Below are 20,291 nucleotides of genomic sequence, written 5' to 3'. Positions count from 1 at the left end.
TGGCTCTCTCTGTACTAATAAATGGCTGTTGAGGGCGAAAGTTATGGACTCTACAATAAATGATAAGAATGTGTCTTACACTCGTCACTCTGGTGGCTCGTGATAGCCCACGCACACGCGTCCGTTGCACGTCCGCACCCGTTTTTATATATTGTTGCATGAGGCGCGCTGATGGATTTTTGCGTCTGTGTGGCTCAAAAATCCATCATGTGTGGATGCATTGGGGGCGCGGATGCGCCCCCAATGCATCCACACACAAAACCAGTGCGGACGCGCGTGCGGGGACTATCACGTTCACCAACACAAGGATAGCAAAGCACTCCCTAAAAACAGAGCCAGGAAGGATACACAATGAGTCTACGCTTCTTTCACGTTGATGCTTTTACCCATACGCCATTCTCCGGCAATGCGGCGGTGGTCTGTATACTGGATGGGCCGCGCGAGGATCGCTGGCTGCAGCAGGTGGCCAGCGAGATGAACCAGGCGGCCACCGCCTTTCTCTATCCCGAAAACGATGGCTATCGCCTGCGCTGGTTTTCGGCCAGCGTGGAGCTCGAGCTGTGCGGTCACGGTACCCTGGCCAGCTCCCATACACTCTGGGAGCTGGGCTACCTGTCCCCTGAGGCCGAGGGTCGCTTCCATACGCGGGGTGGCTTTTTGACGGCCCGGCGGCGCGGCGAGTGGATAGAGTTGAACTTCCCGGCCAAGCCCGAGCAGGAGGCAGAGTTGCTGCCAGCCATGACCTCGGGCCTGGGCGTCACGCCGCGCTACGTTGGCAAGAGCCAGCTGGACTACCTGGTTGAGCTTGAATCTGAAGAAGTAGTGCGCGGCCTCCAACCCGACTTCGCGCAACTGGCCACCCTGCCGGCGCGCGGCGTGATCGTGACGGCAGCAGCCTCAGGCAATCAGGGCTACGATTTTGTCTCGCGCTTCTTCTGTCCCAGCGTCGGCATCAATGAGGACCCCGTAACCGGCTCGGCCCATTGCGTACTCAGTCCATTCTGGAGCAAGCGCCTGGGCCGGGGACAGCTCACGGGCTATCAGGCTTCCCGGCGCGGCGGCACCGTGCGTGTGCTGCTCGACGGCGATCGCGTGCGCCTGGGCGGACAGGCCGTGACCATCTCGCGCGGCGAACTGCTCTAACGGATCAGATTTATTTCCAGCTGCTCGCTTCCTTGAGGGTGGCGTAGACCAGGTGGAAGCAGTAGGTGGCGATCTGGCTGGTGGAGTATGGCTTGCCCTGCTCCAACCACCAGGTAATGGTATCCACGATCTGCGTGGCGATCATCCTGGGCACCAGCCCCTTCGCCAGCGCGTGCCGGGTTGCGCCAATGTGCGTGATAAACTCGCCCAGGCGCTCGCTGGCGCGCTCTTCCAGATACTCGCGCATCTTGTTAACAAACCATGGGCTCCCCTTCTTTCCTAGCAGGACGCGGTAGAGGCGCTCGTATTCCTCAATGTGCTCAAATAGCTTTTCCCATAGCTGCGGGGCCTGCCCCTGCGCCTCCTCCGTGATCCAATAGAAGTCATCCCATGACATCGGTGGCCGCATCACATCCAGACTGGCAAAGATATCGCGGCGCAGCGGATCGATGTCGCGCGTGAGGGCCTCGATGGCATCCTCAAAGATCTTTTCAACCAGGTCGTACTTGTCCTGATAATAGCGATAGAAGGCGGCCCGGCTGACCATCGCACGCCGGGCGATCTCTCCCACGGTCAAAGAGTCGAAGCCGCGCTCCTCGGTTAGCTCGATCAACGCATCGCGCAACAGCTTGCGGGTGCGCCGGACACGTAGATCCTCTGAGTTCTGAGACATTTTTCACTCCCTGTCACATATCTGACATCGCTCCAATATTGTTCCTTGTACCCGGCCACATCAAGGACTACACTTTGAGTGAGACAGGTTGTCACATATCACCTAGCATGTATTATATATGCCCGGCTGTCAATCATCTCCATCAAAGAAAGAGACCAATTGTTGCGGTGACTCGCGACGATCAAACGAAAGGATAAGAGCTATGACCACACATATCAGCATGGATGATCTGCTGGCACAGCAGACGAAGCGCGATCCTCTGGCGTTCTATGCGCGTCTGCTCGCGCAGGCACCGCTTATCTACGTTGATGGCCTGCTCGGCTCACAGGGAGCCTGGATCGTGACCAGCTACGACGATGCGCTGTCCATCCTGAAGGACACGCGCTTTACCAGGGATGCCCAAAAGATCATGCCAACGTACAACAAACAGCTGCCTGACGCAGAGAAAGAAGAGGTCGCCCGCTTTATTACCTGGCGGCGCGATATGCTGTCAGTGGACCCACCCGACCACACGAGGCTGCGTGGACTGGTGTCGAAGGTGTTTACGCCGCGTATGATCGAGCAGCTGCGCCCGCGCATCCAGCAGATTACCGATGAGCTGTTGGACGCCGTACAGGAGCGTGGTGAAATGGACCTCATCGCTGACTTCGCCTTTCCGCTCCCCATCACCGTCATCTGCGAGATGCTGGGCATTCCGGCTCAGGATCGACCGCAGTTCCGCGTCTGGACGCAGGCCATGCTCAATATGTCGGAGGATAATCACCGCGGTCTACCAGCTATGGAATCGATGGAGAAGTTTATCACCTATATCAAAACCCTGGTGACCAGCAAGCGCGCCCATCCGGACCAGGACCTGATCAGTGGCATGGTTCGCGTTGAAGAGAACGGGGAAACGCTCAGCGAAACCGAGCTGCTCTCGAGCATCTTCCTGCTGATCGTGGCCGGACATGAGACGACCGCCAATCTGATCGGAAACGGAACCCTGGCGCTGTTGGAGCATCCCGAGCAGCTGCGCCTGCTCCAGCAGGACCCCTCACTCATCCCCACAGCGGTCGAGGAACTGCTGCGCTACACGGCACCCGTAACCCTGAGCACGCCGCGCTGGGCGCTCGAAGACGTTTCCATGCACGACCAGGTCATCCACAAGGGCGAGATGGTCATGATCTCGCTGGTGGCGGCCAACATCGATCCCCAGCACTTCAGCCATCCACAGGAGCTGGACGTCGCGCGCCAGGTCAACAGGCACCTCGCCTTTGGCCGAGGGATTCACGTCTGCCTGGGAGCCCCGCTGGCTCGCCTGGAAGGCCAGGTCGCCTTCGCCACCCTGCTGCGCCGCCTCCCCAACCTCCACCCGGCCGCCGACCCCCAGCAGCTCCGCTGGAACCGCACCCCCATCCTACGCGGCCTCACCAGCCTCCCCCGTAACCTTCTAACTGTTTAAGGAGAAGAGTGAGGGATACAATCCGTGCCAAGGCCGGATTGTATCCCTCACCTCAACACAATGAGGCCACACAATTCCCTCCACAAAACGCGATGTACAAATGTATCTTACACTCATGATTATCGCCTTACGGCAAGCCTGAGCTTTCGCACATCTGGTGCTCACAAGTCCATTGTGTGTTGGTGCCAGATTTTCGCCGCCATCCACTGAACAATAAACGCCAGCCTCCAATGCTCACAAATCCATTGTGTGTTGGTGCCAGATTTTCGCCGCCATCCACTGAACAATAAACGCCAGCCTCCAATGCTCACAAATCCATTGTGAGTTAGTGCCAGAGGTGCGCGGATGCGCACCTCTGGCACTAACACACAACAATAATGCGGCCGCGCAGCGGACGCGCGTGCGGGGGCGCTCAAGTATCCACACGATGACAAGAATCAAAACACTTCTACGACTCCCATAGATAAAATTATGTTACTATTATTGTGTAAGAGTAAGATTCTCTCTATATCGTTTTGTACAGAAATTCATGTAGATCAAGGATGAAGGAAGAGAAACTATGACTCGTTTACGTGTTGGCTTTATCGGAACCGGCAGGCGCAAAGAGCGCCGGGACGCCTTTGGCTATGCCATGGCCTATGAACATGCCGCCGGATACCTGGCCCTGCAGGAACAGTGCGAACTGGTCGCCTGCGCCGACCTGGTCTATGATTACGCGTCCGCCTTCGCGAACACCAATGGCATTCCTGAAGAAGGTATTTATACAGACTATAAGAAGATGCTGGCGGAGGCGAAGCCGGATGTGGTGAGCATCTGTACGTGGCCTCACCTGCATGCTCAGATGGTGCTGGATTGCGCAGTAGCCGGTGTGAAGGCGATCCATTGCGAGAAGCCGATGAGCGATAACTGGGGCATGGCCCGCCTGATGGAACAGGAGTGCTCGCGTCACGGGGTGCGCCTGACCTTTAATCATCAGCGTCGCTTTGGCCAGCCGTTCCGCAAGGCGAAGGATCTTCTGCAGGCGGGCTCGATCGGTGAACTGCAGCGCATTGAGATCTCGTGCGGCAATATCTACGATTGGGGCACGCACTACCTGGATATGGCCGGACTCTACTGCGGCGAGCAGGCCGCCGAATGGGTGATGGGCCAGATCGATTACCGCAAGGAGTCGCGCGTCTTCGGGGCCCACGTCGAGAACCAGGCCATCGCCACCTGGCGCTACCGCAACGGCGTCTTCGGCCTGATCAGTACGGGGCCAGGCACGGAGTTGATCGGCGCCGATATTCGCCTGCTAGGCAGCAGCGGCAGCATCGAGATCGGCAACTGGCCGGAGAATCGCCACCTGCGCGTGACGAGCCAGGGTCGCCACGATTGGGAGTATATCGATACCGGGGAAGATAACCTGCACGGTCCACATTATGTGGAGCGCGCCATCGCCAATATCGTGGAGGCCATCGTCAACGATCAGACGTCGGAGCTGTGCGCACGCAACGCACTGAACGGTACCGAGATCATCTTTGGCATCTATGAAAGCAGCCGTCGCCGTGGTCGCGTCGACTTCCCGCTCACCATCTCGGACCACCCGATGTATGCCCTGATCGAGAGCGGCGAGATTCGCCCCGAGCCAACCGCCTGACCATTTTTCCTCTGTAGCGTCGATGCGCCCCTCGCGGGCGCATTCTTCCCCTTTCAGACAAGCATTCGCCAGGGCAGTCCCGCGCCTCATTCATTGTTTATCGGTAGAGCCAGGGTAAACTCTGTTCCAATGCTGCCTTCCGATGAGACCGTCAGTTCGCCTTTGTGCGCCTCCACAATACTTCTGGCCAGGTAGAGCCCGATGCCCAGTCCGCGAGAGCGGTTCCCGGTGACGAAGGGTTGAAAGAGATGCGCGATCATATCAGTCGGGATCGGTGTTCCCTGGTTATGAATCGAGCAGATCATCCATGGGCCGCTACCGCGTTGTTCCATGCCCACCCTGACCAGGATAGGTGTGTGGTCTGGAGCATGGGTAGCGGCATTGGCCAGCAGATTCTCCAGGGTCTGGCGCAGGCGATCAGGATCACCGGTCAACACTACCTCCTCAAGACCTTCAACCTGAATCGGTTTCCCTGTAGAGCTAAAGGAGGGTGTGGTATCGTTCAACAGGTCCATAAAGTTGAGCGGCTGCAGCTGCAGCGCAAAGAGACCCTGATCAAGGCGGGCGACGTCGAGCAGGTTCCCAATCAGGCGATTCAAGCGAGACAGCGTTGCTGAGGCTAGCTGTGTGTCCGTGATGTCCTCTGCCCGTCCTTCCCTACGTGCACGCCTGTACAGCAGATCTAGCCGGGCTTTGAGCGGGGTCAGGTAGTTTCTGAGGTCATGGGCCATGATGGTGAGCAGTTCTTCGGCCGCCAGTCTGCGCCCCTGCTGGAGCGCGTCTCTGGTCTGCTGCTCGGCCATTTCAGCGCGGTGCATGACCATACCGATCCAGCGCGCGGCCGCCTCCATAAAACGCACATCCTGTTCATTAAAGTACTCTCGCTGTATACTGTCGGCTACCAGGACTCCACGTGGCTCCCCCTGTATCTCGATACGGGTCGCGATCTGGGATAAGAGCCCCATACCATTCGGCTCGGGGAGACGCATGCCAAGCAGCTCCTTTTCATCCTGGTCAAGGTTTCCGGTTGCGATTGTCTTTCCCGTTACGAACGCCTCCACGGCACGACCCTGATTGACAATAGGGAGCCGGTCCAGTCCCAGAGACCGCTGCAGGCGGCTGATAGGGGACTCATTGGAACCCAGGGCCACAAGACTATGGGTGGTCGAGTCGTAAAAGAACACGTCAACCTTGTCAACCGAGAGCGCCTCACCGATAAGCTGCGCGCCCTGGTGTAATGCAGGCTCTATCTGAATCGCATCGATAGCAAGCAAGCGTTCTAGAGTAGTAAGTAAAAGATCAGGCTGCGAATTATGATCCTGAGATTCGGAAGTATTCATATCAGATAGTGCGTCCTTTCTGTCGTTACCCAATTTGGAAACGACAATAAGGAAGGTACAACAGCACCTTCCTTATTCCATGGGGACAAGTTTAGCGTGCTTCACTCATGTGTGAGGAAATAAACAAAGCCGAAGCACCGAGGAACGCCAGTTTTCGTGTGTGACGCAACCCACCACCGATCTCACCCTGCTTTCCTCCCCATTTTACTTTACACGATTCCGGCTTAAAAAGGTTACATATGCCTTCTTTCAGCATAGTTCGCTCTTTGCCTATCTCAATACGCTGCACCCTCGCTGCCGCAGGCGCTCCGGCCAGTCTGGCTCAGTCGCCAGCTTAAGCCAGCGCAGATCTAATTTTTCGAGATGTGGCAGATCGGCGAGCTGTTCTGACAGAGCGACCAGCCTGTTGGCACGTAGGTCCAGCTGAACCAGGCTCTCTAGCTGCCCAATCGCGGCCGGCAGCGCCAGCAGCTGATTATTCCTGAGGTCCAGGGTGCGCAGGCGCTTTAGGCCCACCAGGGATTCCGGTAAGGCGGTCAGTTGGTTGTTCATGGCGTGCAATTCCTGGAGCTTTTCCAGCTTTCCAAGGGAGGTGGGGAGGCTCTTCAGGAGGTTGTTGTAGATGCGCAGCTCGCGCAGCTCGCTCAGCTGTCCAATGCTGTCGGGCAGCTCGCGCAGCTGATTATCGGTCAGATTGAGATAGGTAAGCCTGTCCAGGCGCTCGAAAAGAGAGGGCCGCACCGTCGTTAAACGGTTGTTGCTGAGGTAGAGATAGTGTTCAAGCTTTGTGAGCTGGCCCAGGGACTCAGGCAGCTCGCTGAGCGCGTTGTGGCCCAGGTCGAGGGTGTGGAGTTGGCCGAGATGGCCGATCTGTTCCGAGATGGTAGAGAGCTGATTTTCGGCGACGTTGAGCACCTGCAGTCGATCCAGCCGCCACAACACCTCTGGCAGCTCGCTCAGCCCATTCTTGCCCACACTGAGACTCGTGAGCCGTGTCAGCTGACCGATCTCCTGCGGCAGCACAGGGATCTGATTGCCATAGAGCTGCAATGACTCCAGTCCTGGCAACCTGCAGAGCTGGCGTGGGAATTCGCGCAGACGATTGCCATCCGCGTGCAGCGCCTCCAATCGCTCCAGCTCACCCAGGCTCTCCGGCAGAGCGGTCAAGCGGTTGCGATCGACGATCAGGGTGCGCAGGTGGCGCAGCCGTCCCAGCCAGGTCGGGAGCGCCTCCAACCGGTTACCGCGCACATCCAGATAGCGTAGCTCATCCAGTTCGCCCAGACTCTCCGGCAGCCCCTCCAGCTCCCCATAGCGAACGGCCAGGCCAACGACCCGGTCGCCGGCGACTTCGATCTCGCATCGTTCACGCCCCACGCCTTCCTCAATCTGACTGATAACCGCCTGATCATGTCTGTCCATATAGCGCTCTCCTCCGGTCATCATAACATTTCTTATCTCTCGCCCCGTCCCGACAATCCCAACCGCTATATAGACAAGAGCACGTTAAAACAACCTGATGTGCGCGAACAATTGCTGTTTGAGGATCAGATATGTCATCAAGAAGGCGACGCCAGTGATGATGAGCACCACAATCGATAGCTTATTTAGATAGTCTAATCTACTCTTGTAGCGAATATATTGATCCTGCAGCGTGTAGCGATGCGAGAACATCCTAAGCAGAACCATCATGCTCACCAGCAGGCACATGCAGAAGAACAGCATATATAAAACCAGGTAGTTCATTATCACCTCTCGGAGGCACCCTTTAAGGCTGCCGACGGCATTATTGGGATTGGCTCAAAGCAGGTTTGTTCAGAGCGGGTTCATTGTTTAGTAAACAAAGAACGATCATTACAAATTATACATTACCCTCTGTAAAATACAAGACGCTATATACGGTATTTTTTCACAATAGTTGGCGGGAATTTATTGTATTCTGAAGCATGATCGCCTATACTATACATTGTTTATAATCATTGAACTTGGAACACTTAGACAGGGACAACCATGGGGCGTAAGGATAAACAAATCGCGGATATACACGTGGAAGAGCTTCCGCTCTCGATGCGCCTGCGCCTGGCTCGTCAGCAGAAGAGCGTTTCGCTGACCGAGATGGCCGCTCGCCTGGGATATTCCAAGGGCTACCTGTCCGGCATCGAGAATGGTAATATCCGCGTTAGCGAGGATCTGCTGCGGCGCTACGCGGAGATCCTGCTGATCGGCCAGCCAGAGTTGGAGGGTCTGCTCCAACTGCTGCATGGTCCCGCCGCCAGGCACGAGGCCGTGCCATGGTTTGTGCCTTATCAGCGCAACGCTTTCTTTACCGGCCGTGACTTCCTGCTGGGGGAGGTGCATGAGCGCCTGCAGACGGGGGGGCCGGGATCGCGCCTGCTGGCCATTACCGGCCTGGGCGGCATCGGCAAGACGCAGATCGCCATTGAGTATGCCTACCGCTATCGCCAGCACTACCAGGCGGTCCTGTGGCTGAACGCCGATTCGCCCGAGACACTACTGCAGAGCTGTGTGGAGCTGGCCGGACACCTGGCTCTACCCGAGTACGGGGCGCGGGATCGCCAGGCAACAGTACGGGCGCTCCATCAGTGGTTCAAAGAGCATCCACGCTGCCTGCTGATCCTGGATAACGTCGATAATCCGGCCGATCTGCACTTCTTCCAGCTGCCCCCCGACAATAGCTACACCTTGATTACGACGCGCCACCAGGTGATTGGCCCGCTGGGGCAGTCATTTGAGCTGCTTGAGATGTCGCCCGATGAGAGTATCCAGCTCCTGCTGAGGCGCGCGCAGATGATCGCGCCGACGACCGCGCTGGCGCAGATCCCCGAGGCGATGTTGACGCTGGCCTATGAGATCGCCAGGGAGTTGGCGTACTTGCCGTTGGCCCTTAATCAGGCCGCCTCATATCTGGAGGAGACGGGCTGTGGTCTGGCCAGCTACTTGAAGCTGTTTCAGGAACATCGGGCTGATGTACTGCGTGAGCTCGATACCGTCGCCAGCAATTATCAATTCTCGGTGGCGACCACCTGGAAGCTCTCGTTCGAGCGTATCCAGCAGGCACAGCCAGCCTCTTCGCAGATCCTCTATCTGTGCGCATTCCTCAATCCCGATCGCATCTACGAGGAGTTCGTGCAGCAGAGCATCGCGCACTTCAATCCGGAACTGGCCGCGCTGGAGGAGAATCCGTTGCTGCTGCACCGCGCCATCGGCGAGCTGCGCAAGTATTCTCTGATCCGCACGCAGCCCGATAGCGGCGCCCTCTCGATCCATCGCCTGGTGCAGGCTGTGATCCAGGATTCGATGGATGAGGAGACGCGACGCTCCTACGCGCAGCGCACGGTCCAGGCGGTGAACCATGCCTTCCCGCTGGTGACCGTTGCCCGCTGGCATGAGACCTGGTCGCGCTGCCAGCGCTACTACGCCCAGGTCGAGGCCTGCCTCAAACTCATGGATCGCTACCAGCTGGCCGGCGCCGAGGTCTCGCTGCTCTTGAACAAGGCCGGCCACTATCTACGGGAACGCACCCAGTATCGGCTAGCGCAACAGCTATACCAGCGCGCCCTCGACATCGATCGCCAGCTCTATGGAGATGAGCACATCTCCATCGCCAGCGACCTGGGGAACCTGGCCCAGATCTATGAGGATCAGCTGCAGCTTGAGCGCGCCGAACAGCTCTATCGCCAGGCGATCAGCCTGCAGGAGAAGATTAGTGGGACGACCGGCGTCGAGGTCTCGCTGCTCAAACGCTACGCCCATCTATTGCAGAAAACCGAGCGCGCACAGGAGGCGGACCAGTGGTGGCAGCGCATCGGCCCCCACGATGCGGACCATACCCTGACACGCGAGGTGATCAACGACAACGATCCCCGCATCATCTACAATGAAGAAGGACACTGGACCACGCGCCAGCACGCCGGCGACTTCAACAACGACGCCCACTTCACCGAGACACCCGGAGCCTCATTCCAGTGCCAGTTTACCGGCGTGGGCATCGAGATTATCTCCGATACCACAGTCCATACCGGCGAGATCGAGATCTCCATCGACGACTCCTGCATCCACACCACTAACACCGCCCGCTTCTCGGTCGAAAAATACACCCAGACCATCGTCTTTAGCCACACCAACCTGTCGCCCGGCCCCCATACCCTCAAGGTCGTCGTCCTCAAAGGCTCCTTCGTCCTCGACGCCCTCGCCGTCTTTTCCTTCAACGGCCACCTCCCGTCCGAAGACAACCAGGGATGAAAAAATGATCCCTCGCCGTACGTGCGGGGCTTGCCCCCGCTTGCTCGCTCGCCGCTCGAAAATGCATGAAGAGCAAAGATCACAGTACGTGCGGGGGCAAGCCCCGCACGTACTGTGATCTTTGCTCTTGTTACAATTCATTATGACAGCGGCGTAAAGGTAAAGTTTGAGAATGTGGTTGTGGCGGCCGCCCCCTTGTCATCGGGCAGGGTATTGAGCTCGATGTGGTCAGTGGTGCTCAGAAAAGGATCGGAGACGGAGGCGACCGGGACTCCATTGATGCGCAAGCTCTGGCTTGCGCCGCTGCTCTGCGCCTCCAGGCTGTAGGTGTCGCGCCGGGCGACACGGCCAGCGGCCAGCTGATGCGGGGTCCCATCGCTGTCGTAGCGCTGTATCTTCCAACTGCCATCGCTGCGCACCAGGAATGTGTAGCTGGACCCCGTTGGATTAACGCGCGTCCCCAGCCCGGCCCAGTTGTCGCTGTCCCTTTTCAGGGCGACATCGACGCCAACTCGATAGTTACCGTAGACGAAGCCATTGAGGCCATAGAACGAGACACGCCCCATGTCTTTGACGCGCGCTTTCTGCTCAACGCTCAGCCCCCGCGCAAGGCAATGGGTGGTCACAGCTTCCCCGGTCAAATCGGTCGGTTGCCATTGTCCCTGGCCGTGATCGCAGCCGAAGCCGGGCGTGGCCGCCTGGTAGCTTTGCTGACGCAGTTGAGCGGCGGCGGCATTAGCCTGCGCGTCAGCGGTACTGCGTATCTCGACATCTTTCTTTGGCAGATGATCTGGCAGGGGCGTATAGCTGAAATGGGAGAAGAGGGCACTGGGCGGCTGCCGGATGCCGCCATCGCTCAATCCAAAGGAGATACCGTAGCTATCGGGATAGGTAGTATCTATAATCGTGGCCACCGTCTGCCGGTTAATGGTAAAGCTCATGGCCGGCCCGTTAGCCTCGGCCGCCAGCGTATAGTGGGAAGCCGCGGGGACGAAGCCACGGGCGTAGCGCACCTCGATCGCGCCGGTCGTGTTGTTATAGCGCACGACCTCCCAGGCGCCATTGGTCCCGATCCGTAGCGCATCGTTGCCGTAGCCAAAATCGATGCCGCTCATGTCGGACCCGCTCTGGTCACGCACCCCTAGTTGAAAGATGGCGGACTTACTGGTATTGACAGAAGTGGCCGTGATACTGGTGCTATAGTGCGACGGCAGCGGCAGACCCCGGCTGGTAAAGATCATTGAGGCAAAGGCCGCGTAATGGTTGGTATGGGTCAGCATCACACCGTCTTGCAGGCAGGTAGGAACCACCGAGTTATCGCTGACCAGATGGGGCGTCGGGACGCTTTTGGGGGAGGAAGGCGTGGGCGTGGCCGGGTCAGGCGTGGCGACATCCTTATAATACCCCGGTATCTCCCAGTCGGCACCACCCGGATCGCATTCCTGGCCAGGAACGAGCGCGGAATAGGCATGGTTGCGCCAGGTTGAGGTGGTGGCCATCGGCGTGGTGGCCTCGGTATTGGTGGTGACGGAAAGCTGGAAAAAATAGTAGGTCAAAAAGCTGATACAGAGGATAAACGCCAGCGGCCAGCTGAGCTGGATATAATGGGCCAGCTTGCTGCGGGGCCTCTTTTTGTGCGCGGGGGCGCTTCCCAGCGCCTCGGGCTCACGCAGCCAGGGATGTACGCTCGCCCGCTGCTGGATGAGCGCGTTGATCTCTTGCTCCGACACCGTCTGCAGGTGGCAGCGAATCATGCTCACCAGAGCCTTCGCCGTCTGGGCCAGCGTCTCTTCCGTCAGATAAAATGGCTCGGTCGCCCAGGCGGCCCTGGGCAGGCCCATAGGAGCCTGCAGCACAGGAATCATAAAGCGTGGATTCCTGCGCATCGCGGTAATGATCGAAGGAGCGCTGCGCCACCTATCAGGATGTAGCACCACCACGCAGACCGCGACATCATCCGCCTGTGAGGCCAGACCAATAGTTGCCGCAATGATTACTGTTAAACCCAGCGCACGCATGGCCTTGACCAGTTCGATCGCCTGCATGTCATCTGGAGCTACCGCCACCAACACCCTGCGCCTCAAGAACGAAGGCAGCATCTCATACCCCATCAAATTACTCTTCCCTACATGCTCTAAAAGATTCACGAATCGATAGGTATCCATTGTAGTGGACATGATGGGACACGTCAAGATGATTTTGGAGTATATCGAGATTCCTTAATATCAGGTATTTTACTTCTGAATTAAAAAGATACACCTATTCATGCCCAGAGGAATAATTATATCAATGGGCGTGAACAGGTGTATCTTTCTGCATATCTACACATCTCTACGCAATTCAGGGAACGAATGCGCTAGAAAATAGCCCCTAGTAGAAACGGGTGCCCTCAGTAGGCTCGTTGCCACGGACGGCGTCTTCGCTGGCCAGGATCTGGTCGTGCTTCTCTTCGTCCTCGATGCAGCGTTGCGCCCAGGGGAGGGCCTCCAAACGTCTGGGAGGGATCTCTTTCCCGCAATCAACACAGCGCCCATAGGTACCATCTTCGATGCGCTTGAGGGCGGCATTCACATCATCCAGCTGCTGCTGCTGTGTAAAGCGGATCCCCTGCTCTTGTTGCATCTCTTGCGTATCGGTGGCCTGGTCTTCCATATCCTGGTAGTCGATCGCGGCAGGATCACCGTCTCCCTGCGCCGGCGAGGCAGCGCTAGGGTTCACCAGATACTCCTCTAGCTCATGGCGCTGCTCCTCCAAACGCTGCTTCATCTTTGCTATATCAATAGCCATGGCTCCCATCTTCCTTTCTTCATCTATCTGTAACGCTTCATGCCCCCGGCCGCGTTCATAACCCAACCATGCCAACTGGCTTCCTACGCCCGTGGCCGGGCCGCTTTGCGGCAAAGCTGGGGCAAGCCCAGCACCTACTGAAGCGTATGTTGAAAACCTGTTATTATCTCCTTACTACACGTTGCTCACAGCTAATCGGTCTCATGCATAGCAGCTCATATCATCTCCCTCTCCTTATTGTAGCCACCTCGCTAAACACCGACCATCCATATGCAGATGTTCACCATGTCGATAATTTAAATCACCATTTCATTGACAAAATATACCACATCATTGTAATATTTTGTTAATGATTAACAATAAAGATCAAACCGATAACATAAATTGCCATTTATGATGAAAATCTTGCAGTTAGAAGGAGCTACAACCATGTTTTCTGTTCTGCGTAACCGCAACTTTGCCCTGCTGTGGAGTGGTGAGCTGATCTCCACTCTTGGGGATTGGCTGATGGTGCTGGCCCTCCCATTCTATATATTCGACCTCACCAATTCGGTTCTGGCGACCGGTGGGACATTCATCGCGATGTCGGTGCCGCGCCTGCTGCTCGGCTCGCTGGGTGGCGTCTTCGCCGATCGCTGGGATCGCCGCCTCGTGATGATCACGACCAATCTACTGCGCGCCGCGATCCTGCTCCTTCTGCTACTGGTTCACTCTCCCTCCCTGCTCTGGCTGATCTATACAGTGACCCTGCTGGAGTCGGCGATCTCGCAGTTTTTTATGCCGGCTAAAAACGCGTTGATCCCACAGATCGTCTCCTCGCAGGAATTGGTGGCCGCCAACTCGCTGGATTCATTCAGCGAGGCGGTGACGCGCCTGCTGGGACCCACCATTGGTGGTGCTCTCTACGCCTTCCTCGGTATTATCAGTATCGTGGCCATCGATAGCTCCTCCTATCTGATCGCGGCCCTCTGTCTCCTGCTGATCACGTTCCGTCCCCAGGTCCGGGCGCAAGCAGCTGCGCCAAGCGGCGAAGAGACGCAGGTCACGCCAAAGGCGCTCTGGCTCAATCTCTGGCACGAACTGGTCGATGGACTGCGGGTGGTACGCAAGGAGCCGGTGTTGCGCGCCATCTTTACCGGTATGGGTGTAATGATGGTGGGAGAAGGAATTCTGGATGTGCTGCTGGTGGCCTTTACGCGTGAGATTCTCCACGGCAATGCCAGCACCCTTGGTTGGATCATGGCTGCCCAGGGCGTGGGCGCCCTGCTGGCCTCCGTCGTCAGCCAACAGGTCATCCATCGCCTGCAGCCCCGCTACCTGATCATGCTCTCATTTGGAATCATGGGCCTGTTCCTGATCATCATCATCAATACCCCCATCTTTGCCATCGACCTGGTCCTGATGGCCATCATCGGCGCCCTCCTCGTCTGGGGCATGGTGACCGCCCAGACGCTGATGCAGAAGACGACCAGCGACAGCTATCGCGGCCGCGTCTTTGGCTCCTACAACACGGTGCTGTCTCTGATGGTATTGATCGGCATGGGCATCTCCAGCGTCTGCGCAGGCCTGTTCAGCACCGCCGTCCTGCTCGACATCTCCGGCGCCATCTTCGCCCTCAGCGCGCTCCCATTTATCAAAATACCGGCGATGAGCCTGGCCAGCATCCCATCACCCACCGAACTACCCGCCCTCGCCGAATCACCCATCCCCGTCAAACCGTCATAACGTATACGTTCGGGAACGCAAACCTCGATATATTCAACATTAGAACATGCATAAAGGAAAAGGACCACAGTACGTGCGGGGCTTGCCCCCGCTTCCTTCCTCGCCACTCGAAAAAGCTGAGAGAATGATGCAATACATCTCATTCATTTGCCCTTGATCGCTTTGAAGGGGCCTTTCCTCTTGGGAAGCAAGCAAGCGGGGGCAAGCCCCGCACGTACTGCCTTATTTATGCCTTCAACTTTACACGTCCTGATGGTTGGCTGAATGTGCTATGCTAGAAGCAAATTGGCACAAATAACGAAAACAAAGGACGTTTTTTATGTCAGCACCACATCTTCCGCAGCAACCGGACAGCGGTACCAATAATCAATCGCAGACCGGGGAGGCCCCGTCGATCTTTAGCGAGTTTGATCTCTACCTCTTTGGACAGGGGAAGCACTTTCGCCTGTATGAGAAGATGGGAGCGCACCCCCGTGTCGTCGATGGCGTGGAGGGCGTCAACTTCGCGGTCTGGGCCCCCAATGCACTCGCGATCTCAGTAATCGGCGATTTCAATAGCTGGAATCGCAGCTCCAATCTGATGGAGCTACGCCATCTGGAGCTGGGCGTCTGGGAGACGTTTATCCCCGGCCTGCGCGAGGGCGAGCTCTACAAGTACGCCATCTATTCGCGCCATAACAACTACACGGCCGATAAAATCGATCCCTATGCCTTTGCCAGTGAGCTGCGCCCCAATACAGCCAGTATCGTGCAGGATATCAAACACCACCAGTGGCAGGACGCGGCCTGGCTGGAACAGCGAACACAACGGCAGGACCTCAACGCCCCTATGTCTGTCTACGAGGTGCACCTGGGATCGTGGCGCCACGTGCCTGAGCGCCATGTGCCAGGCGCGGCTGAAGAGGATCGCTTTATGACCTACCGCGAGCTGGCTCCGGCACTAACTGACTATGTGAAAGCCCACGGCTTTACCCATATCGAGCTGCTGCCCATCACCGAATATCCGTTCGATGGCTCCTGGGGCTACCAGTGTACCGGCTACTACGCGCCCACGTCCCGCTTCGGCACACCCGAGGATCTCCAATATTTTATCGATTATGTCCACCAGGCGGGCATCGGGGTGATCCTCGATTGGGTCCCTTCGCACTTCCCCAAGGATGGGCATGCCCTGGCCTACTTCGATGGCACACACCTGTATGAGCATCCCGATCCACGCAAGGGCGAGCATAAGGAGTGGGGCACCTACGTCTTTGACTATGGCCGCAGCGAGGTGCGCAACTTCTTGATCGCCAGCGCGCTCTTCTGGCTGCGCGAGTACCATATCGATGGCCTGCGTGTCGATGCGGTGGCCTCGATGCTCTACCTGGACTACCTGCGGCCATCAGGCGAGTGGATCGCCAATGAGCATGGCGGTCGCGAACATCTGGAGGCGGTCACCTTCCTGCAGCAGCTCAATGAGGCGGTCTATGCCGAGATACCCGGCGCGATCACCATCGCCGAGGAGTCGAGCGCGTGGCCGCTGGTGACGCGCCCCACCTATGTTGGAGGCCTGGGCTTCACCCACAAGTGGAACATGGGCTGGATGCACGACATGCTTGAATATATGAAGCTGGACCCTATTTACCGTCGCAACTACCACAACAACATTACCTTTTCGCTGATGTATGCCTATTCGGAAAATTACGTGCTGCCCCTCTCGCACGATGAGGTCGTGCATATCAAGGGCTCGATGATCAATAAGATGCCGGGCGATCTGTGGCAGAAGTTCGCCAATCTGCGCGCCTTCTACGGCTACATGTGGGGGCATCCCGGCAAGAAGCTGCTCTTTATGGGCGGCGAATTCGGGCAGTGGGCCGAGTGGAACTACAAGGAGAGCCTGGACTGGCACCTGCTGGCCCCGCCCAGCGATCCCCATCATGCCCAACTACTCGATTTTATCTCCCAACTCAATCAGATCTACCAGGACGAGCCTGCCCTGAGCGCCCTGGACTGCGATCCCGCCGGCTTCTCCTGGATCGATCCACACGATAGCGATAATAGCGTGATCTCGTTCCAGCGCCGTGGCACCAGCGATGAGGATACCCTGCTCTTCATCAGCAACTTTACGCCGGTGCCGCGCCAGGGCTACCGCCTGGGCGTACCCGTCTCCGGCATCTACTACGAGATCCTTAACAGCGACGACGCCCGTTACGGTGGCAGCAACCTGCTCAACACCGAAGACATGACGAGTGAGCCCATTCCCTGGCAGTCTGGTCTCCGCTCAATCGTCCTGACGCTGCCCCCGCTGGCAACCGTCATCCTCAAACGCCGACCCGGCAGCATCGGCACCGAGCCCGAACCATTATTAGAGGAGCAGGCCCCTACCTCCTCCGACCACCCATCGGAGAAACCCTCCTGACCCAACACCACGTCACCGATGTGCTCCATCACCCATGGGACACATCGGTGACCCCCCAAACGAAATGAAGATCGCCGTAGGTGCCGGGCTCGCCCCGGCTTGGAGCTCCACGACCCGGTCCCAGGTCACCCACGTCTCCCCAAACACACCATTTTTCCCTCCTCCCAATCTACACCCATACATACGCACATCTCGACATAATTGACCCATATACTAAAAATAGAGCATAAATGAAGCATATCCTCGATCACCAGATACGAGGCTCTTCAAGCATACTAAAAATGTATAACATATTTGTAGAAAGGTTACTGTATACATGCGTACAAAGTTCCTGCGGCGAGGCATGCTCGCAGTCTGTCTCAGCCTCTGCCTTTTTGGCACGTTGACTTCGGGGCTGGTGCAGGCTCAAGCGATTCCAGGCAAGCATAAGCCACAACACACCTTCAAGGTCAAGGTATTCATTATTACCATGTTCGCAGATGAAGCGACGCGATGGCAGAGTCACGAAAACTTTACATTGGTCTTTAATGTGCCGGGCGCCGATAACCCGGTCCAATGTAATGTCCAGAGACTCTGCCTGACCATCACCGGAGTCGATAAATCCAACGCGGCCGCCAGTATGTCAGCGATCCTGGCCGATCCACGCTTCGATTTCCAGAATACCTACTTTATTACCGCTGGTACGGCCAGCACCCCACCAACTTCAACTTTTCCGGGCCAAGAGGAAGGGACGCTGGGCTTTACCGCCTGGGCCAACTGGATCGTTGACTGGGATCAGGGCTTCCATCAACTACCCGGACAGATCTCCGATCCCTTTGGCTATATTCCTCCTAAAACAACCTTCCGGGACAGCACGTCCGTCTATCCTCTCAACCCAAGCCTGGTATCGCTGGCCTATCATCTAACCGCTAACCTCGCGTTGGAGGATAGTCCTGAAGCCATTGCGGAACGTCAGAAATATACCGATACCGATCAGCCTGGCAAAAAGCCCTTTGTCGCCCAGTGCGATACCGACTCAGGCGATAACCTCTGGAAAGGCCTCTTCTTCTCTCAACTTGCTCAACATATTATGGACCTGTTGACCGTTAACCAGGGTCACAACTGCACCTATAACCAGGAAGATGCAGCGACGGCCACCTCCCTGAAGCGCTTTGGCCATCTGGATCACTACCTGGATCTACGGGGTGCTAGCGCCTTCTATAATCCTCCCCCAGGAGAGACGATCGAGCAATTCATCAACAGGGGCTTCCGCACCAACAACATCGCGTTAGACAACCTGTACCTGGTCGGTTCGACCGTGGCCCACTACCTGATGAGCCTGCCAACATCAGAATAGCAATCAGTCGCAAGTCAACACTTTCTAAAGTAGAACAAACATGTCCTCTATTCACACTAGAATAGAGGACATGGTGCGTTGGAAGTTCATAAGCTGGCTTTTTCCCTTGATACGGTACATCAACTGCAGGCATCCCTATCGCATGGATCTTGTTAATTAAATTTAAAGCGCTAGCTACATAAGTATTCTATAACGGTAGCATTATAACAAGATTTATGGCATACTTAGGCGTAAGAGTTCATCAATATGGGTGCCAGTTCCTACCCTATTTTTGGGGTATCTATGAACTCAACATCTTCTCTTTTTTTCATATTCAACTATTTAAAAACGCCGAAAGGAATCGATAAACAATGTCGAGGAATCTGTTCCGTTCGCGCAGGCGCACGTTTGCGCGCCTGAGCATTCCTTTCTTGCTTGCCTGTATGATGCTCATCGCCACGGTATCAGCGGCAAGCGCGAAAACCAATGACGCGGTCGATGGTCAACCTATGGACTGGCACCCCGCATCGCAGGTCAGCCAGAGCCTGATCCAGAATAGCGAGCCTGCCCCCTCCACGACGTCGGGGACACAGCCCGCGGCGACCGCCAAAGCTGCGACCACGTCCAGCGGCAAGCACCAGATCGCAACCATCCCGTTCTGGACCTCGTCGTTCAGCTATCAGGGTCAGGACTATCCCTACAGCATGGTTGGCAAGGATCCGACCAAAGGATCATCCCTGTCCGTTGTCCCGACGATCTTGATCCCGATGAAGCTCACTCTTTCCGATGGCACCGTCTATGATGGATCGACAAAGGCCGATGCGGTCATCAAGTCGCCGATCTTCCAGTTCGCGAAGTACGAGAGCGGCTATACCCAGTATGGAGATGCCATTCAGCGTGCCGAGTTCTGGAATAGCGTGTCGACAAAGAGCCCTCTGTACCATGTATGGCTGGCGCCGCCTGTGCGCTACCCGACGCTCTCGCTCAATGTTCCGGCTGACCAGGGCAAAGAGCTGACGACGCGCACCGGCAAAGTGGTGGCGGGCGTCGATATCAACTACATTGATGTCCAGCTGGTCGCCTACATGCAGAAGTATCACATCTCAACGCGCGTCCTGCCGATCTTCCTGAGCTACAATACCATGGGCACCGATCAGGGTGGCTGCTGCATTGGTGGCTATCACAACGCCATCCCCAATGCGGACAATACAGCGATCCAGACCTATGCCTACGCGGAGTACGGCGATACCGGCCTGCTGCGCAGCACCAATCCCAACCTGTTCGCCAACACCGACGCTCTGAGTCACGAGATCTCTGAGTGGTACAACGATCCCTTCACCAACAATATCGTGCCTAACTGGAGCGTTCCATCTGAGCCTCAGTATGGTTGTTCCAACATCCTTGAGGTGGGCGATCCACTGGTAGGCGTTGGCTTCGATGTCAATGGCTACCATCTGCAGGATGAAGTCTTCTTCTCCTTCTTCGCCCGCCAGCAGCCATCGATCGGTATCGATGGCAAGTATACCTATCTCGGCACCTTTACGACCCCGGCCGGTGATTGCTAATCACC

General features: G+C 56.8%; 15 protein-coding genes. 8 read left to right on the top strand and 7 right to left on the bottom strand.

Going from position 1 to position 20,291, the window contains the following annotated elements; genetic code table 11:
- Window positions 1–351: 351 nt before the first annotated feature.
- Window positions 352–1,143 (top strand): PhzF family phenazine biosynthesis protein, encoded by a 792-nt coding sequence (locus AABA21_RS37895; protein WP_338258196.1) that lies wholly within the window; start codon window positions 352–354, stop codon window positions 1,141–1,143.
- Window positions 1,144–1,153: 10 nt separating this feature from the next.
- On the opposite strand, the gene AABA21_RS37890 is transcribed toward AABA21_RS37895, so the two are convergent.
- Entirely contained in the window at window positions 1,154–1,816 is a 663-nt protein-coding gene (locus AABA21_RS37890; RefSeq protein ID WP_338258194.1) for a TetR/AcrR family transcriptional regulator, read from the bottom strand.
- 202 nt (window positions 1,817–2,018) lie between these two features.
- On the opposite strand from AABA21_RS37890, the gene AABA21_RS37885 reads away from it, so the two are divergent.
- Together AABA21_RS37885 and AABA21_RS37880 are read left to right on the top strand one after the other, a co-directional pair.
- On the top strand, window positions 2,019–3,257 hold the full coding sequence (locus AABA21_RS37885; RefSeq protein ID WP_338258192.1) for a cytochrome P450 family protein: 1,239 nt from the start codon (window positions 2,019–2,021) through the stop codon (window positions 3,255–3,257).
- Between the two features lie 559 nt (window positions 3,258–3,816).
- On the top strand, window positions 3,817–4,893 hold the full coding sequence (locus AABA21_RS37880) for a Gfo/Idh/MocA family protein (RefSeq protein ID WP_338258189.1): 1,077 nt from the start codon (window positions 3,817–3,819) through the stop codon (window positions 4,891–4,893).
- A gap of 86 nt (window positions 4,894–4,979) precedes the next feature.
- Here AABA21_RS37880 and AABA21_RS37875 read toward each other — a convergent pair whose 3' ends face one another.
- From AABA21_RS37875 to AABA21_RS37860, 4 genes are all read right to left on the bottom strand, one after another.
- Window positions 4,980–6,233, bottom strand: a complete 1,254-nt coding sequence (locus AABA21_RS37875; protein ID WP_338258188.1) for a GAF domain-containing sensor histidine kinase — start codon at window positions 6,231–6,233, stop codon at window positions 4,980–4,982.
- Window positions 6,234–6,324: 91 nt separating this feature from the next.
- Window positions 6,325–6,489 (bottom strand): hypothetical protein, encoded by a 165-nt coding sequence (locus AABA21_RS37870; protein WP_338258187.1) that lies wholly within the window; start codon window positions 6,487–6,489, stop codon window positions 6,325–6,327.
- Between the two features lie 14 nt (window positions 6,490–6,503).
- Window positions 6,504–7,655, bottom strand: a complete 1,152-nt coding sequence (locus AABA21_RS37865) for a leucine-rich repeat domain-containing protein (RefSeq protein WP_338258186.1) — start codon at window positions 7,653–7,655, stop codon at window positions 6,504–6,506.
- Window positions 7,656–7,739: 84 nt separating this feature from the next.
- Window positions 7,740–7,979: a hypothetical protein gene (locus tag AABA21_RS37860; protein WP_338258185.1), complete on the bottom strand. Its 240-nt coding sequence runs from the start codon at window positions 7,977–7,979 to the stop codon at window positions 7,740–7,742.
- Window positions 7,980–8,279: 300 nt separating this feature from the next.
- Between AABA21_RS37860 and AABA21_RS37855 the strand changes: the two genes are divergently transcribed.
- Window positions 8,280–10,496 (top strand): DUF7779 domain-containing protein, encoded by a 2,217-nt coding sequence (locus AABA21_RS37855; protein ID WP_338258184.1) that lies wholly within the window; start codon window positions 8,280–8,282, stop codon window positions 10,494–10,496.
- 140 nt (window positions 10,497–10,636) lie between these two features.
- On the opposite strand, the gene AABA21_RS37850 is transcribed toward AABA21_RS37855, so the two are convergent.
- Together AABA21_RS37850 and AABA21_RS37845 are read right to left on the bottom strand one after the other, a co-directional pair.
- Window positions 10,637–12,607, bottom strand: a complete 1,971-nt coding sequence (locus AABA21_RS37850) for a hypothetical protein (RefSeq protein ID WP_338258183.1) — start codon at window positions 12,605–12,607, stop codon at window positions 10,637–10,639.
- A 259-nt stretch (window positions 12,608–12,866) separates the two neighbouring features.
- Window positions 12,867–13,283 carry a TraR/DksA family transcriptional regulator gene (locus AABA21_RS37845; RefSeq protein WP_338258182.1) on the bottom strand — a complete coding sequence of 139 codons (417 nt, stop codon included), beginning with the start codon at window positions 13,281–13,283 and terminating at the stop codon, window positions 12,867–12,869.
- Between the two features lie 429 nt (window positions 13,284–13,712).
- Here AABA21_RS37845 and AABA21_RS37840 point away from each other — a divergent pair, with 429 nt between their 5' ends.
- The 4 genes from AABA21_RS37840 (at window position 13,713) to AABA21_RS37825 (ending at window position 20,286) form a co-directional block, all read left to right on the top strand.
- A complete protein-coding gene (locus tag AABA21_RS37840; protein ID WP_338258180.1) occupies window positions 13,713–15,008 on the top strand; it encodes an MFS transporter in 1,296 nt (431 codons plus the stop codon).
- A gap of 319 nt (window positions 15,009–15,327) precedes the next feature.
- Entirely contained in the window at window positions 15,328–17,406 is a 2,079-nt protein-coding gene (glgB, locus tag AABA21_RS37835; RefSeq protein WP_338258178.1) for a 1,4-alpha-glucan branching protein GlgB, read from the top strand.
- Window positions 17,407–17,722: 316 nt separating this feature from the next.
- A complete protein-coding gene (locus tag AABA21_RS37830; RefSeq protein WP_338258176.1) occupies window positions 17,723–18,742 on the top strand; it encodes a nucleoside phosphorylase-I family protein in 1,020 nt (339 codons plus the stop codon).
- 350 nt (window positions 18,743–19,092) lie between these two features.
- A complete protein-coding gene (locus AABA21_RS37825; RefSeq protein ID WP_338258175.1) occupies window positions 19,093–20,286 on the top strand; it encodes a hypothetical protein in 1,194 nt (397 codons plus the stop codon).
- The last annotated feature ends 5 nt before the right edge of the window (window positions 20,287–20,291 follow it).

Source organism: Dictyobacter halimunensis, assembly GCF_036245075.1.
This window is presented reverse-complemented; position numbering and strand designations above follow the sequence as displayed.

Bases quoted from the DNA above. Each gene is read 5' to 3' on its own strand.
- AABA21_RS37880 (WP_338258189.1), top strand. From the start codon at position 3,817: ATGACTCGTTTACGTGTTGGCTTTATCGGAACCGGCAGGCGCAAAGAG.
- AABA21_RS37875 (WP_338258188.1), bottom strand. From the start codon at position 6,233: ATGAATACTTCCGAATCTCAGGATCATAATTCGCAGCCTGATCTTTTA.
- AABA21_RS37840 (WP_338258180.1), top strand. From the start codon at position 13,713: ATGTTTTCTGTTCTGCGTAACCGCAACTTTGCCCTGCTGTGGAGTGGT.
- AABA21_RS37830 (WP_338258176.1), top strand. From the start codon at position 17,723: ATGCGTACAAAGTTCCTGCGGCGAGGCATGCTCGCAGTCTGTCTCAGC.
- glgB (WP_338258178.1), top strand. From the start codon at position 15,328: ATGTCAGCACCACATCTTCCGCAGCAACCGGACAGCGGTACCAATAAT.
- AABA21_RS37895 (WP_338258196.1), top strand. From the start codon at position 352: ATGAGTCTACGCTTCTTTCACGTTGATGCTTTTACCCATACGCCATTC.
- AABA21_RS37885 (WP_338258192.1), top strand. From the start codon at position 2,019: ATGACCACACATATCAGCATGGATGATCTGCTGGCACAGCAGACGAAG.
- AABA21_RS37850 (WP_338258183.1), bottom strand. From the start codon at position 12,607: ATGGGGTATGAGATGCTGCCTTCGTTCTTGAGGCGCAGGGTGTTGGTG.
- AABA21_RS37865 (WP_338258186.1), bottom strand. From the start codon at position 7,655: ATGGACAGACATGATCAGGCGGTTATCAGTCAGATTGAGGAAGGCGTG.
- AABA21_RS37890 (WP_338258194.1), bottom strand. From the start codon at position 1,816: ATGTCTCAGAACTCAGAGGATCTACGTGTCCGGCGCACCCGCAAGCTG.
- AABA21_RS37825 (WP_338258175.1), top strand. From the start codon at position 19,093: ATGTCGAGGAATCTGTTCCGTTCGCGCAGGCGCACGTTTGCGCGCCTG.
- AABA21_RS37870 (WP_338258187.1), bottom strand. From the start codon at position 6,489: ATGCTGAAAGAAGGCATATGTAACCTTTTTAAGCCGGAATCGTGTAAA.
- AABA21_RS37860 (WP_338258185.1), bottom strand. From the start codon at position 7,979: ATGAACTACCTGGTTTTATATATGCTGTTCTTCTGCATGTGCCTGCTG.
- AABA21_RS37845 (WP_338258182.1), bottom strand. From the start codon at position 13,283: ATGGCTATTGATATAGCAAAGATGAAGCAGCGTTTGGAGGAGCAGCGC.